Below are 13,553 nucleotides of genomic sequence, written 5' to 3'. Positions count from 1 at the left end.
CGCGTCGTCCACGCCACCAGTATCAGCCCGACAGGGCCGAGGAGTCACCCGGGGCCGGCTCGACAACGGGCCAGGTGTCCCTCTGATGTGTTCTTACCGTCGGCGGTCTCGTGATGGCATGCCCGGCCCGTAAAGGCAGACGAAGTCGGACACGTACGGCTGCGCCACACGCGACTTCTTCCTCATGGAAGCCCAGGGGCAGCACGGAAGTCCAGCAGTCCCAGGCGCGTTTGCGCCTGGTCGCTCGAACCAGGCCTAGTCGGCCTGCAGTTGCTGGAGCAGGCCAAGCCGGTCGATGACGGCGTGCCGTTCGCTGATGCGGTCGCCCACGAAGCGGAACAGGGCGAAGGCCTCCATGCTGACCTGCCGGCCGGTGGCAGGCACGCCCATCAGCTCGCCGCTGTGGGTCGACCGCATGCGCCAGCGCACCATGACCCGGTCGTCCTCCGCCACCATGTCCAGGATCTCGAAGCTCGGATCGGCGTGGGTGGCATGCACCTCACGGATGGCGTCCTTGAAGCCCTGCGGCCCGATGACGTTCTGGTGCCGGCCTTCGCTGGTGACGAAGTCCGGAGTGAACAGCTCATCGGCCACATCGAGGTCGCCGTCTTCGAGTGCCTTGTAGAGCCGTCGGATGGCGTCCTTGTGAGACTGGGCGGTCATGATGCCTTCCCTTCCGATCCGGATTACTGAGTGAACCATCAGTAAATTATCATATTCCTGAGCGATGACTCAATAAGATGGGAGACATACCGTGGCGGACACGCGGCGCGGTCGGCCCTCGACAGGCGTGCGGGAAGCGGTGCTGAAGGCCACCGAGGAGGTGCTGGGCGAGGCGGGCTTGGCCCTGTCCACCAAGGAGATCGCGCGCCGGGCCGGTGTCGCGGAGTCCAGCATCTTCTACCATTTCGGCGACCGGCTGGGCCTGCTGCAGGCGGTCATCAACCTGCATCTGCCGGTGTTTTCCGATGCCACCGTGGTACTGGGGCGCCGTACCCCCAGCGGGAACCTGCCGGCCGATCTGACTGCGGTGGTGACCGGTCTGGAGCGGTTCTATCTGCGGATCATGCCTATCCTCGGCGCCCTGCAGTCCGACAGCCAGTTGCGTGAACTGCTCGCGGAACGCCACGGCGAAGTGGGTCCACACCTGGCGCTCCAACCGGTCGCCGATCTTCTTTGCGCCGAACTGACGGCCGGGCGAGTGCGGGACACCCTGGACCCGACCGCAGGTGCGCTCCTGCTGATCGGGGCCGCCCACCAGCGGGCCATGCACCGATATCTGCTCGGCACCACCGCCAACCGATTCCTGCCCTCGGTCGACACGGTGGTCCGGGCGTTGCTGCCGGTTTTTGAGTAAAGGCGTGTCCGAGAAGCGGCTCGGCTCGCCGAGTGGAGAGGGGCCGATGTGCCCAGAACGGTGGAGTTGCGTCACGTCGACGAGGAGATGCTCGAAGGACTCCTCGCGGTGGCTGTCAACGACGCAGCGCCCGACGAGGTCATGCCACCCGTGACCGGACCGCCAGGCTGGACGACAGCGCGGCAGGACGCCTTCCGGGCCTGGCACCGGGCTCGGCGACCAGGACTGGCCGGCCCGCTCCACGAATGCACATTCGCGATCCTCATCGACGGGAAAATCGTGGGATCAGCACGGCTGGCCCGCCGCGACAGTCAAGAGGTCCTGGAAACCGGCATGTGGCTTGCACGTTCCGTCCGAGGGCGCGGAATCGGCACCGCCGCCCTTCACGCGGTGCTCAACGCAGCGGCCAGGGCCGACGCACGCCTCGTGGTCGCCGAGACCACCGCCACCAACCTCGCCGCAATCGCCGCCTTGCGCCGCAACGAGGCCAGGCTCACCACGGACCGGCGCACCGGTCACGTTCACGCCCGGCTGCCCCTGGACCAGGCACAGCCCCCTCCCCTGGCGCCGTCTGTCCGGGCACCCCAGTAGTCGGCGGCGGAGAGATCTTGTTGCGGCATCGAGTTTCGGTCAGACCTCTGTTGACTGGCTGAATCTGGTGCCATGCTTTGTCCGGCTGGCCGCCCCCCGAATGATGCGGAGGGCGTCACGCTGGCGTCCCTCCCGGCCCTCCCCACGGGAGGGCCGACGCCTGCCCTCATCCGCCTGCGAGTCGCGCCCCAGTCACCCGTTCACTCGTGGAGGACGCAGAGCCAGTGCCGCCAGGGCCTCCGGAGCGCCGGACTGACCCCGGACTCCGGGGAAGGCGTTGATGTCCACGATCAGCGGGGCGCCGTCGCCCGTGTCGATGATGTCCACGCCGTACACGTCGAGTTCGAAGACCTCGCCGACCCGGCGCACCAGGGCGGGCCAGCCGGGCGGCAGGCCGGCGGCGGCGAGCGGCCGTGTGGGGCCCCGCCCCTCGCGCGCGAGTTCGGAACGGCGCAGGGCGGCAAAGAGCTGGTCTCCGACCGCCCACAGTTTGTGGTCCAAGCCGCTGTTCGGCGCGAACTCCTGGACCACGACCGGCTCCTGCGAGTATGCGGCCGCGAGCTCCCGCAGGTGTGTGTCGTTGTCGACGCGGGCCACCAGATCGTGCCTTCGGCTGTGGCGGCTCTTGACCACCACCGGGCCGGGGAGCCGTGGGCCGGACGCCAGTTGAGTGAGCGTGGCGAAGGTGCGGGTGGCAGCGAACGGGAGGCCGGCCCGCCGGGCCAGGTCCGCCATCGCCGTGCGGTCCTGGCACAGCGCGGTGGCCGCGGCCGAGTTCACCACCGGGACGCCGCGCTGCTCCAGGTCGCGGGCGAGGGTCAGCGCGCGTGGCGTACGCGACTTCAGCAGGTAGACGTCGGCGAGCGGCTCGGGGACTTCCCTCACCGTGTTCGGGTCGAGCGTCTCCACTTGATGCTCGGGGGCGAGCAGGGCGGCGGTGGCGGCCAGCAGCGGATGGTCCGGCTCAGGCGTGATCAGACCAACCCTCATGCGCTCTCACTCCCCGCCACAGGAACCTGCACCGGAGCCGTGGCCTGCACCATGTGCGGGCGGCTCGTCAACGACAACCCGCCGACCGCGCCGTGCTGTTCCGGCGGCCGAGCGGAGGGCAGGGTGGCCGCGCCCGACGCCCGGCCGTCGCGGGCCAGCCCGAGCACCGCTCGCGCCACCCGCGCCGCCGCGTCCGGGACCTGCCGGAAGCTCGGGAAGTCGTTCACATCGACGACCACAGGGCCATCCGGTCCCAGCAGCACGTCCACGCCGTACAGATCGAGGCCGTAGACCGCCCCGACCTGGGCGACTATCGCGGCCACCTCGGCCGACAGCGGCACGCGGCGTTCCCGCACCGAGCGGTCCGGGTGGAGCGGGGAGCAGCGCTCGGTCGCGTACAGCTCACCGCCGACGCAGTACACCTTGACATCGATTCCCGGGTTGGCCACATACGGCTGGGCGATGAGCATGCCCTCCCTGGCCAGTTCCGGGAGCATCGCGGCAAGCCGGTCCGGCGACGAGAGAAGGTATACGGCCCGCCCCGAGCTGCCGTCGGCGGGCTTGACCACAAGCGGGTACTCCGACGCCGGTATCTCCGCCAGCAGCTCCGGGCGCGCCGCCGCGTACGTCGGCGGCAGCGGAAGTCCACGGCTGCGACCGATCGCCGCGGCCAGTGCCTTGTCCCGTACAGCTCGTATCGACCGGGCGTCGTTGACCGTCGTCATCCCGGCCGAGGCCGCGGCTTCGAGCAAGGTGAGCCCGGGGCCGCCGGAGACCGTCTTGAGAACCCACGCGTCATGGGTGCCCGCCCGCACCGCCTCGGTCATGCGCAGCAGGGAACCGCCCGGCCGCACCACGTCCACCTGGTGCCCCCACGAGGTCAGCTGACGGATCACCTCGATCGGCATGCCGTCATGGCGGTAGTGCTCCTCCACCAGGAAGCAGAGCCTCATTGACCTTCCCCGTAACCCCCGGACGCCGCCGATCCCGTCCGGCGAGTTGATACGTAACAGGATGTCATGAACACCATGCGGCCCCGGCGCGAGGCTGGTTCGCTGCCCCCGCCGCGGCAGACGCCCGTGAGGCATGGGCCCGTGCCAACGGGACGACGAGGTGGGGGGAGACGGTGCCAACCTGCTCAACAACATGGGAATCCGGCATTCGCGGCACAGATCCACGCGTGTTTATCGAGATCCGGAAACCGATATGAAATCGCAGGTTTGAAAGAGGTTTTGCACACTCGCACGAGGCAAGCAGGGAGGGCATGAACAGTCCCCATGAACCCATGCCCCTGAACGACACCTATAACCCCTATGACCATAACCGGGACGCCCATGGGCGTAACCGGGACGGCGTCGGAGCAAACCGGGCAGCCTTGGTCATCCACACGATCGCGGACATCGCTGCAGGTTTTCTGGGCCTGTGGATCCTGCTCCACCTGCTCGAGGCCAACCAGGGAAACGTCTTCGTCGGCTTTGTGCACGGTATGGCGGACTGGCTCGCCGGCTGGTCCCAGGACATTTTCACTATGGACACCGAAGGTCTGCGGGTTTTCCTCAATTACGGGCTGCCCGCGGTGATTTACCTTCTGCTCGGCCATGGGATCGCTGCGCGGATACGCCGCCTCTGACCGAATTCAGGTCGAGCGCGTCATACATGTCGGTGAGGTCCGTGATCAGATCACGCAGAAAATCGCGGGCCTCACGACACGCCGGGCTCCTCATACTGTCCGGATGGACATCCAGGCAAGGGAGGACGCCCGCCGATGGCTCGCGGAGGACGGCGTCGCGCAGGTCGGTCATGACGAGTGGACCGACGGCGAGGCCCCGGACCACCGGCTCACCGCCAACGAAGTCGCCCACAACTGGGCGGGGCCGGCGTTCACCGACGAGCGCCTCGACGCGCCCGGGCAGCTACGGCTTGCGTTCGGGCTGCTGGACCTGCTCGACGACTACTGGGTGACCTGCGAGATCCTGTTCGCCCACCAGGGCCCGGACGGCCCCCTGCCGACCGAGGTGCTCTGGAACGGCTATCGGCGGCGGCTGGAAGCACCCCAGGTGTCCGAGGCCGTCACCTACTCCCTGTGGGTCGACTGGTTCGAGGACCGGAGCACGTCAGCGACGGCCTTTGCCGAAGTGCTCGGCCATGACATGGACCAGCTGACGACCGACGCGCCGGACACCCTGCTCCGCCGAGCCCGCCGGGTCCTGGAGTGCTCGGGCCCCGTTCCCTGGCAGACGAAGCAAGCGACCTACCGCTTCGCGACACGGCTCCCCGCCCTGCACCTAGCACTCTTCAAGGGCTTGCTGAGCAGCTATCACGACTTCTACGGAGACCTGCAACCGGACGCCGCACTGGCCCTCCTCGCCGAACTGGATCTCCCGGTGAACACCGAGCACCTCAAGGAGCTGCGCACCGTACTCACCGCAGGGCACAGCAACCACTACCGAAGCCCGCATGCGTGGGACAGCGCGCTACGGACTCATCTGTAGGAGCCCTCCACCGGATCACCGTCACGAAGAAGGGCCTCCGCGGCTGAATGGGCCCGGCAGGGCTCGGGTACCCGCCGAGAAACGACCCGGCACGACACGAACGGACCCCATGGAGGTCTCGAGCCGGCCCGGGACGTGCAACGAAAGGCAGGTCACGACCGTGAACACGTCAGAGGAGCACCCGCCGCACAAGGACTCCGAGGAATCTGTCGGCGAGCTGGTCAAGCAGGCATCGGAGCAGATCTCGCAGCTGATGCGGCAGGAACTGCGACTGGCGCAGGCGGAGATGCAGCAAAAGGGCAAACGGTTCGGGCTCGGCGGCGGCCTGTTCGGCGGGGCGGGGGTCGTTGGCTTCGTTGCCCTGCAGGCCCTTGCGGCCACCGCGATCGTGGCCCTGGACCTGATCTGGCCGCTGTGGGGCTCGGCGCTGACCGTGACCGCTGTCCTGCTCGTGGCGGCCGGCGTACTCGCCGCCGTGGGCAGGAAGCAGGTCGCCCGGGCCACCCCGCCCACCCCCGAGCAGGCCATCGCGGGCGTCAAGGCCGACGTCGCCGAGATCAAGGAAAGGGCACACCGATGACGGACAAGCCCCAGAAAAATGACCCCACACCCACCCCCACCCCCGACGAATTGCGCGAGCAGGTCGAGGGAACCCGCGTGGAACTGGGCCAGACGGTCGAGGCGCTGGCCGCCAGGGCCGACATCAAGGCCCAGGCGCAGCAGAAGGCGGCGAAGGTCAAGAGTCAGGTGCAGGACAAGGCTGCCCACGCCCTCCACATGGCGCAGGACAAGACTCCGGAACCGGTACGGGAAAAGGCCGCACAGGCCAAGCAGCAGCTGGCCGAGACCGCCCAGATCCTCAGCGACAAGATCCAGCACAACACCCCGGAGCCGGTGCGCGACAAGGCCAGTTGGACGGCACAGGCCGCGCGCAGCAACCGCAACCTGCTCATCGGCGGTGCGGCCGCCGCCCTGGCTGTGATCATCCTCGCCCGCCGCAGGAGGAAGAGCTCATGAATGCGTCCAAAGTTGCCTACAAGCCGATCGGCCTGGTGCTGGGCGCCATGAGCGGTGCTCTGGCCGGCGCGGTCTTCAAGCGGGTGTGGAAGGCCGTCGGCCACGAGGCGGACGCTCCCGACGCCACCGACCAGGACCGCAGCTGGCGCGAAGTCGTGATCGCCGCCGCCCTGCAGGGTGCGATCTTCGCCGCCGTCAAGGCGACGGTCGACCGCGGGGGAGCCACCGCGGTGCACCGCCTGACGGGAACCTGGCCCGGCTGACTGGACCGTTCCGGGTTCGCCGGGCGGGCAAGGACCAGATCGGCAGCCCGGGGCCGCACCGGATCATCAATCGTGGCGGTGGGGCAGCAACACTCCGGCCGCGGTGTGATGAAGCGAGTCCACGGTTGCCATCTGGTTCGTAGCCCGGTCGATGAGATCTTCGAGCCGTGACGTTTCGAGCTGCTCCGACTCGGCGGCCACGGGCAGCAGCGCCCGCCACAGGTGATGTTTGCCCTGGATGCCCAACCGCAGGGCCTCCAGTTCGACGAGCGTACTCAGCCCCGAGCGACGGTAGACGCGGCCGTTGGGCTTGAGCCGGGCGGCTTTCTCCGCGACCCAGCCCCCGTAGATCCGGTATCGGTGCGGGGCGATCTCAAGGGCGTCCATCAGCTCGAGGAGGCTCTGGCGGTCCTGGGCGATGTCCTCCGCGAGGCGCCGCAACTCCGAGGCACGCGCCGACGAGCGGTGTGCGCGTGCGATCCGCCGCGACAGCTCGACTCCAGCGGTAGCGCCGGCCAAGTGGTCGTTCAGGTAGATCCTGAGGGCTTTGTAGGACACGGGGGCTTCTTTCGCCTGTCACGGCGCGACCAGGGCTTGTCTCGGAATGGGGAGCCCTTTGATCATTCCGTCGAGCGGCGCTCGAATCACCCTCGGACGCGGACCATCCCCCTTTCAGGGGCATGGGTCTTTCAGTGGCATGGGTGACAGCGGTGCGGCGCCCCACCGCACCCGCGCCCGAGACGGTGCTCACGCAGTGGGCAGGTCGCGGAAGCGCGCTCCCACCTGGTGGGAGCGCGCTTCCGTGACTGTGGACCGCGGACGGCAGACCGTCATCCTGGGCTGACGCGGCCACGCCACGAACCGGATTCACCGCCGCGCTGCTCGATGTACTCCTTGAAGCGCCGCATGTCCCCCTTCACGCGCCGGTCGATCATGCCGACCATGTCCGCCGTCTTCTCCGCAACCCCGCTTGTTTCGACGTCCATCACGAGCTCCACCCGGGTGTGCGTCGCGTCCAGGCTCTGGAACCGGACCATGCCCATCTGCTTGGTGTCACCGCCGGTCGTACGCCACGCGATCCGCTCGTCCGGGAGCTGGTCGATGATCTCGGTGTCGAACTCCCGCCGGACCCCGCCGATCTTTGTGGTCCAGTGGTTGTGCCGCTCATCGAGCTGCCTGACCTCCTCGACCCCTTCCATGAAGTTCGGGAACTCCTCGAACTGCGTCCACTGGTTGTAGGCAGTGCGGACGGGGACGCCGACCTCCACCGATTCCTTCACCGTGCTCATGGCTTTGCCTCCTCTCAGTGACCACCGCGCCGACAGCGGACCTGCCGCGCGGACCAGGCACGGTCCAGCGGGTACCCGATATTGCGCCGAGTACGACCCGCAGGCTGCTCGAGGATCACGACCGGCCCTCGCACTGGCAGCGCCCGTGCCGGCGACGGAGAATTTGAGCAGTGGCAACGCGGGCGGCTGCGAGATGACCACCGGGTCGACCCCGGGCTGACCGGGTTGTCCCGGCCGATAGCCTGTCAGCGGCATCCCGACTCGATCATCCCAGGAGCTGTTGGTGCGAGACATCGCCGTATTCAGCGGTAGTGCCCATCCCGAGCTGGCAGCCGAGGTCTGTGCCCATCTGGGTGTACCACTCAATCCGGTGCGGGTCAGCCGGTTCGCGAACGACTGCCTCGAGGTCCAGTTGCAGGCCAACTGCCGTGAACGCGATGTCTTCTTGATTCAGCCGTTGGTCGCTCCTGTGCAGGAGAACCTCGTTGAGCTGCTCTTGATGTGCGACGCCGCCCGCGGGGCATCGGCGAGTCGCGTCACCGTGGTGATGTCGCACTACGCCTACGCACGTTCGGACAAGAAGGACGCGCCAAGGATCTCGATCGGCGGGCGTTTGGTGGCCGACCTGCTGGTGGCCTCGGGCGCCGACCGTGTTCTGGCGCTGACGCTGCATTCGCCGCAGGTCCACGGCTTCTTCTCGGTGCCGGTGGATCATCTGCACGCACTGCGAGAGCTGGCCGAACACTTTCGCGGCTACGACCTGTCCAACACCACGGTCGTGTCTCCGGATCTGGGTAACGCCAAGGAGGCGGCTGCCTTCGCGCGGCTGCTGGGAGTGAGGGTGGCGGCGGGGGCCAAGCAGCGCTTCGCCGACGACCGGGTGAGCATCAGCTCCGTCATCGGGGATGTCGCCGGCCGCGATGTCATCGTTCTCGACGACGAGATCGCGAAGGGCAGCACTGTCCTTGAACTTCTGCAGCGTCTGAGGGAGTTGGGAGCCCGGTCGATCCGGGTCGCCTGCACCCACGGCTTGTTCTCCGCGGGCGCACTCAAGCGTCTGTCCGATCAGCCCGACGTGTTGGAGATCGTCTGCACGAACACCGTGCCCATCCCGGCCGAGCACCGCACGGACAAGCTGCAGGTCCTGTCGATCGCCCCGGCGCTCGCTGAGGCCGTCCGGCGCATCCACAACGGCGAGTCGGTGAGTGCGCTGTTCGACGCAACGTGAGTGGCGAGGAGCAGTGTCCACTGGTCATCGCTGATCGCCGGGTAGCCCGAAGGGCACGAGGCAGGTACCGCCTGAAGCCTGCCAGCGAGCGCATCCCGCCGCGCCGAAGATGGAACGGCACATCCAGGATTCACCTCTAGGGAGTCGCACCATTGGTTTCCCGAAAGGCAGTGTTGATATGGCCGTCGACGCATCGAGCGTCGCACGAGGGCGGGACCGGGAGTCCGGTGATGAGCGATGGAACGGCGGGCAAGGCACCTCGTCGTCGTGGCGGACCCTCTGGCTGCCGGCCCTGTCGCTGCTGCCGCTCGGTCTGCTCGTCATGGCGTCGTGGATCGGCCGGCATGTGCGCCCGAGCGCGGACGAGTGGTGCTTCCTGCCGAGCGTGCGTGACCACGGCGTTTCCGGGCTGATCGGAAAGTTCTACTTCACCGACAACGGACGGGTCGGCAACGGTCTGCTGGTCGGGCTGTACGCGCAGTTCCCCGTCGCCGGGCACCAGTGGTTCGGGCTGATCAGCGGCGTGCTCATGCTGGTGCTGCTGTGGGTGCTGACCGTTCAACTCCTGCGCAGGGCCGATCTGGAGGTGACCCGCGGTCTCCCGTTGCTCGTGGCGTCCATGATCACCGCGGTGTTCCTCTTCGCGACCCCCAATACGTACAAGACGTTCTACTGGCCCGCGGCCTCCGTCTCGCACACCGTCGCTCCGGTGCTCGGCTGCGCTGTCGCCGTCCCGCTGCTGCGCGCAGGTGGCCGCCGCAGCCGTGTCGCCGCCCTGGCCGTCGTGTTCACCGCAGGCGTCTTCATGGGCACGCTCTCCGAAGAGGCGTCGGTCGTCGCCCTGGTGGTGCTGTCGTGTGTGGTGCTGTTCGCGCACCACCTCTTCGCCGCGCGGGTAACGGCTTTCGCCCGCCGCTGGTCGCTGCTCGGCATGGCCGGCATCGCCGTCGGCACCGTGGTGCTGGTGACATCTCCCGGTTCGCGCAACCGCCGCGAGCGCTACGACGCCGACCGCGCATCCATGCTCGCGCCCGAAACACTGCTGAACTCCCTGCGCGGATATCTGCAGATCCTCGAGACGATCCTCACCACCTGGCAGTACGCCGGAGCCGTCGCTGCCGGCGTGCTGCTCGGTCTGCTGGCACGCGGCCGGGGCCGGCGGCCTGCCGCCCTCCTGCCCTGCAGCCCGCTGCTGCTCACCAGTCTTGGCGCAGCCGCTTTCCTGGTCTCCGGCTATCTGTGCACCGTCATCACCTACCCCGTCTTCGGAGCAGACGTGGTGACGACGGAACGTACATGGAACGACTACCTCCTGCTCTACGTCATGCTGCTGGTCGGCGTCGGCGCCTTCGTCGGGCGCTCACTTCGGCTGCGTACGCGCCGTAGGGGTGTGGCGGCCGTGGCGGCAGCGGCGGTGTGCGCCGGGGCCGTGCTCGGACTGGTCCGCCCGCTGAACGCACTTGGGGACGCGATGCAGGTACGGGCCGAGAAGTGGGATCGCCAGGACCGGTATCTGCGCGAGCAGGCGGCGGACGGCGCCAAGGTTGCCCCGTACACGCCCGTTTCGGTCGCCATGATGCTGGAGCCGTTCAGCGACCGGGGCCGCCGGATCTGGCCGGCGCAGTGTGTCGCCGACTACTACCACCTGGACAAGGTCACTTACTCGACAGAGCGTCCCTGAGCTCGGAGGTGGAGGCGGCCGCACGGGAGATGTTCGTCTCCCGCACCACATAGTGCGGCCGCCGCTTCGCCTCGTGGTAGATACGGCCCACGTACTCGCCGATGACACCGAGGGTGGCGAGCTGGATGCCGCTGAGGGCGACGATGGCGGTGATCAGAGTGGCGTAACCCGGGGTGTCCACACCGTCGAGCAGGACGTTCGCGATGATCCACAGCGCATAGCCGAGGGCGGACAGAAAGAGCCAGAGTCCGGTGTGAATGGCCATGCGCAGGGGGCGGCTGTTGAAGGAGAGCAACCCGTCGATGCCGTAGTTGAGCAGCCGCTGGCCGCCCCACTTGGACTGCCCGGCCGCCCGCTCCACATTCTGGTAGGTGAAGCTGACGGTGTCGAAGCCGATCCAGGAGAAGAGCCCCTTGGAGAAGCGGTTGCTCTCCGGGAGGGAGAGGACGGCGTCGACGGCACGGCGCGACAGCAGCCGGAAGTCACCGGCTCCGTCGACGACTTCGACCTCCATGAACCGGCGCACCAGTCGGTAGTACGCCCGGCTGAGCGTCCTGCGCACGGCGCCTTCTCCGGCACGGTCACGCTGCGCGATGACCTGGTCGAAGCCGTGCCGGTGCAGCTCCAGCATGCGGGGCACGAGCTCCGGAGGGTGCTGCAGATCGGCGTCCATGAGGACGACCGCTTCGCCCTCGGACATCCTCAGCCCGGCGAGCATCGCCGACTCCTTGCCGAAGTTACGGCTGAAGGAGGTATAGCGCACGCGGGGGTCCGCGGTCGCAAGGTCCCGGAGTTGGATACGGGTGTGGTCGCTGCTGCCGTCGTCGACGTAACAGATCTCGAAGGCCGTCCCAGTCGACTCGAGAGCGGCGACCAGCGCCGTGTGAAAGGCGCCGATCACCTCACTCTCGTTGAAGCAGGGTACGACGACCGAAGTATGGACCGTTGTCATCTCTCTCCATGCGCTGAGGTGCGGGCAAGCCGCGTAACGCTGCAACTCGTCGCGTATGGAGGATGCTAGGGGGGCCGAGGAGGTTGCCTCCCGGGACCGTTTTCAAGAAGGTGCTGACCCAACGGACCGGTGGTCGCCTGACCTGCATGCGTCTGGACGCCACCGTGCGTCTCGTGGCAGCTGAGGACGAAGGAGTACGGGGAGATCTGGAGGGCCGCCCGGCTCGCGGCACTGTCGGAGTCAGAAGCGGACTCGCCCCTGGCAGAGGTGAGGACATGCAGGTCAGCCGGCTCCTGGACAGCGTGCCGACGGTCAGGGTTTGGCTACTGCGAGAAGGTAAGGGCTTCTCGGGTCGGCTGTGACAGGCGGAATTCGACGGACCGCCGCCGCCCGGTGGACGCCGCCACCCGTTCGGATGTGCGCCTGTTGCCCAGCACGGCTGGGGCCGGTCATATGTCACATTGCCTGCCGACACCCAGCCGCTGGCCGTTTGCGAGGCCCATGACCTGCCGGCCCAGCGAGCCCACACGCTGCTGCTGCGCCCTCGCCGACTTCGAGGCCGACCACCCGCACAGGCCGGAGCGTCGGCCACCGAGGCGCTGCCGCTGCTCGCCGTCCTGGGTGACACCACCGGCCAACGGCAGGCCGAGGACGACGCCGGGCGCCGGTTTCCGCCCTGGTCAGGTGCGGCGCACGTTGCCTCGCGTGCGGCTGACCATTGATCGTCATACGATGATGTCTTGGGGGATTCGGGCAAGCGACGGCCGGCCCTGGGTCGGCGGGAAGCGGGCTCCCATGGCTGAGCGTCTTAAGAGATCAGGGCTGGTCGGCGAGCTTTCGGCCGAATTCGCCGGCACCATGATTCTCATCCTCTTCGGTTGCGGTGTGGTGGCTCAAGTGGTCGCCGGCGGAGCCCTCACGGATCCCCCGGGCGGCCTTGGAAACCACGACAGCATCGCCTGGGCATGGGGCCTAGGCGTCACCCTCGGTGTCTATGTGGCGGCGCGATTGAGCGGTGCTCACCTCAACCCCGCGGTGACCGTGGCCCTTGCTGCGTTCAAAGGTTTTCCGTGGAGCAAGGTGGCGCCCTACGCGCTGGCCCAGACGGCCGGCGCCTTCGTCGCAGCCCTGCTGGTGCGCTGGAACTACACCGAGGCGCTGGCGAAGGCCGACCCCACCCACACGATCAAGACCCAGGGCGTTTTCTCCACTCTGCCCGCCAACGGTAATCCGAACCTGCCGGTCCACGAGTGGGGCGCCTTCCGTGACCAGGTCATCGGCACCGCGATCCTTCTGCTGATGATCCTGGCGATCACAGACCTGCTCAACACGCCCCCCGGCGCCAACATGGCCCCGTTCATCATCGGCCTGGTCGTCGTGGGGATCGGCATGGCCTGGGGCACCGACGCGGGCTATGCGATCAACCCCGCACGTGACTTCGGTCCCCGGCTGGCCAGCTTCCTCACCGGGTACGGCGGAGCGTGGCGAGATCAGTACGGGAACTTCTACTTCTGGGTGCCGATCATCGGTCCGCTGATCGGCGGCCTGCTCGGAGCTTTCCTCTACAAGTTCTTCGTCGGCCGGTTCCTGCCGACCGCGGAGCCGGAGCCCCCCGGACGCGTCCCGACCCCCGAGGCCTGACCAGCCCAGCGTGAGGCCGCAACCCAGTCCATTCCACAGGAGAGGCGGCATG

16 protein-coding genes are annotated in these 13,553 nt (G+C 68.0%); 10 read left to right on the top strand and 6 right to left on the bottom strand.

Annotated features, from left to right (window positions below):
* Positions 1-255 precede the first annotated feature (255 nt).
* Positions 256-663 (bottom strand): ester cyclase, encoded by a 408-nt coding sequence (locus tag ACQEVG_RS16805; protein ID WP_432983790.1) that lies wholly within the window; start codon positions 661-663, stop codon positions 256-258.
* Positions 664-754: 91 nt separating this feature from the next.
* Here ACQEVG_RS16805 and ACQEVG_RS16800 point away from each other — a divergent pair, with 91 nt between their 5' ends.
* Together ACQEVG_RS16800 and ACQEVG_RS16795 are read left to right on the top strand one after the other, a co-directional pair.
* Positions 755-1,357: a TetR/AcrR family transcriptional regulator gene (locus ACQEVG_RS16800; protein ID WP_432983787.1), complete on the top strand. Its 603-nt coding sequence runs from the start codon at positions 755-757 to the stop codon at positions 1,355-1,357.
* 48 nt (positions 1,358-1,405) lie between these two features.
* Positions 1,406-1,948 carry a GNAT family N-acetyltransferase gene (locus ACQEVG_RS16795; RefSeq protein WP_432983784.1) on the top strand — a complete coding sequence of 181 codons (543 nt, stop codon included), beginning with the start codon at positions 1,406-1,408 and terminating at the stop codon, positions 1,946-1,948.
* Positions 1,949-2,140: 192 nt separating this feature from the next.
* Here the strand turns inward: ACQEVG_RS16795 and ACQEVG_RS16790 are convergent, their stop codons facing one another.
* Together ACQEVG_RS16790 and ACQEVG_RS16785 are read right to left on the bottom strand one after the other, a co-directional pair.
* A complete protein-coding gene (locus ACQEVG_RS16790) occupies positions 2,141-2,938 on the bottom strand; it encodes an ATP-grasp domain-containing protein (RefSeq protein ID WP_432983781.1) in 798 nt (265 codons plus the stop codon).
* Positions 2,935-3,891, bottom strand: coding sequence for an ATP-grasp domain-containing protein (locus ACQEVG_RS16785; RefSeq protein WP_432983778.1), 957 nt, complete (start codon positions 3,889-3,891; stop codon positions 2,935-2,937). Before ACQEVG_RS16785 ends, ACQEVG_RS16790 begins: the two co-directional genes overlap by 4 nt.
* Positions 3,892-4,223: 332 nt before the next feature.
* Between ACQEVG_RS16785 and ACQEVG_RS16780 the strand changes: the two genes are divergently transcribed.
* From ACQEVG_RS16780 to ACQEVG_RS16760, 5 genes are all read left to right on the top strand, one after another.
* A complete protein-coding gene (locus tag ACQEVG_RS16780; protein ID WP_432985410.1) occupies positions 4,224-4,568 on the top strand; it encodes a hypothetical protein in 345 nt (114 codons plus the stop codon).
* A gap of 103 nt (positions 4,569-4,671) precedes the next feature.
* Positions 4,672-5,430: a hypothetical protein gene (locus ACQEVG_RS16775; RefSeq protein WP_432983775.1), complete on the top strand. Its 759-nt coding sequence runs from the start codon at positions 4,672-4,674 to the stop codon at positions 5,428-5,430.
* A 160-nt stretch (positions 5,431-5,590) separates the two neighbouring features.
* Positions 5,591-6,010 (top strand): phage holin family protein, encoded by a 420-nt coding sequence (locus ACQEVG_RS16770; RefSeq protein WP_432983772.1) that lies wholly within the window; start codon positions 5,591-5,593, stop codon positions 6,008-6,010.
* A complete protein-coding gene (locus tag ACQEVG_RS16765) occupies positions 6,007-6,447 on the top strand; it encodes a DUF3618 domain-containing protein (RefSeq protein ID WP_432983769.1) in 441 nt (146 codons plus the stop codon). The genes ACQEVG_RS16770 and ACQEVG_RS16765 overlap by 4 nt, the downstream gene beginning before the upstream one ends.
* Positions 6,444-6,710, top strand: a complete 267-nt coding sequence (locus ACQEVG_RS16760; protein ID WP_432983766.1) for a DUF4235 domain-containing protein — start codon at positions 6,444-6,446, stop codon at positions 6,708-6,710. The genes ACQEVG_RS16765 and ACQEVG_RS16760 overlap by 4 nt, the downstream gene beginning before the upstream one ends.
* 66 nt (positions 6,711-6,776) lie before the next feature.
* Here ACQEVG_RS16760 and ACQEVG_RS16755 read toward each other — a convergent pair whose 3' ends face one another.
* Entirely contained in the window at positions 6,777-7,268 is a 492-nt protein-coding gene (locus ACQEVG_RS16755; RefSeq protein WP_432983763.1) for a hypothetical protein, read from the bottom strand.
* A gap of 272 nt (positions 7,269-7,540) precedes the next feature.
* Positions 7,541-7,999: an SRPBCC family protein gene (locus ACQEVG_RS16750; RefSeq protein ID WP_432983760.1), complete on the bottom strand. Its 459-nt coding sequence runs from the start codon at positions 7,997-7,999 to the stop codon at positions 7,541-7,543.
* 283 nt (positions 8,000-8,282) lie between these two features.
* On the opposite strand from ACQEVG_RS16750, the gene ACQEVG_RS16745 reads away from it, so the two are divergent.
* Together ACQEVG_RS16745 and ACQEVG_RS16740 are read left to right on the top strand one after the other, a co-directional pair.
* Complete coding sequence (locus tag ACQEVG_RS16745; protein ID WP_432983757.1) at positions 8,283-9,227, top strand: ribose-phosphate diphosphokinase; 945 nt, start codon at positions 8,283-8,285, stop codon at positions 9,225-9,227.
* 178 nt (positions 9,228-9,405) lie between these two features.
* Entirely contained in the window at positions 9,406-10,908 is a 1,503-nt protein-coding gene (locus ACQEVG_RS16740) for a DUF6056 family protein (protein ID WP_432983754.1), read from the top strand.
* Here the strand turns inward: ACQEVG_RS16740 and ACQEVG_RS16735 are convergent.
* Positions 10,883-11,860 (bottom strand): glycosyltransferase family 2 protein, encoded by a 978-nt coding sequence (locus ACQEVG_RS16735; RefSeq protein WP_432983751.1) that lies wholly within the window; start codon positions 11,858-11,860, stop codon positions 10,883-10,885. The genes ACQEVG_RS16740 and ACQEVG_RS16735 overlap by 26 nt on opposite strands.
* Before the next feature lie 795 nt (positions 11,861-12,655).
* Between ACQEVG_RS16735 and ACQEVG_RS16730 the strand changes: the two genes are divergently transcribed.
* Positions 12,656-13,501 carry an MIP/aquaporin family protein gene (locus ACQEVG_RS16730; protein ID WP_432985407.1) on the top strand — a complete coding sequence of 282 codons (846 nt, stop codon included), beginning with the start codon at positions 12,656-12,658 and terminating at the stop codon, positions 13,499-13,501.
* Positions 13,502-13,553 lie beyond the last annotated feature (52 nt).

The organism is Streptomyces sp. CA-135486, from assembly GCF_050936555.1.
GTDB lineage: Bacteria > Actinomycetota > Actinomycetes > Streptomycetales > Streptomycetaceae > Streptomyces.
Note: the sequence above shows the minus strand (reverse complement) of the source record. Positions and strands in the feature narration are given on the sequence as shown.

Bases quoted from the DNA above. Each gene is read 5' to 3' on its own strand.
- ACQEVG_RS16805 (WP_432983790.1), bottom strand. From the start codon at position 663: ATGACCGCCCAGTCTCACAAGGACGCCATCCGACGGCTCTACAAGGCA.
- ACQEVG_RS16790 (WP_432983781.1), bottom strand. From the start codon at position 2,938: ATGAGGGTTGGTCTGATCACGCCTGAGCCGGACCATCCGCTGCTGGCC.
- ACQEVG_RS16785 (WP_432983778.1), bottom strand. From the start codon at position 3,891: ATGAGGCTCTGCTTCCTGGTGGAGGAGCACTACCGCCATGACGGCATG.
- ACQEVG_RS16780 (WP_432985410.1), top strand. From the start codon at position 4,224: ATGCCCCTGAACGACACCTATAACCCCTATGACCATAACCGGGACGCC.
- ACQEVG_RS16775 (WP_432983775.1), top strand. From the start codon at position 4,672: ATGGACATCCAGGCAAGGGAGGACGCCCGCCGATGGCTCGCGGAGGAC.
- ACQEVG_RS16765 (WP_432983769.1), top strand. From the start codon at position 6,007: ATGACGGACAAGCCCCAGAAAAATGACCCCACACCCACCCCCACCCCC.
- ACQEVG_RS16760 (WP_432983766.1), top strand. From the start codon at position 6,444: ATGAATGCGTCCAAAGTTGCCTACAAGCCGATCGGCCTGGTGCTGGGC.
- ACQEVG_RS16750 (WP_432983760.1), bottom strand. From the start codon at position 7,999: ATGAGCACGGTGAAGGAATCGGTGGAGGTCGGCGTCCCCGTCCGCACT.
- ACQEVG_RS16740 (WP_432983754.1), top strand. From the start codon at position 9,406: ATGGCCGTCGACGCATCGAGCGTCGCACGAGGGCGGGACCGGGAGTCC.
- ACQEVG_RS16735 (WP_432983751.1), bottom strand. From the start codon at position 11,860: ATGACAACGGTCCATACTTCGGTCGTCGTACCCTGCTTCAACGAGAGT.
- ACQEVG_RS16730 (WP_432985407.1), top strand. From the start codon at position 12,656: ATGGCTGAGCGTCTTAAGAGATCAGGGCTGGTCGGCGAGCTTTCGGCC.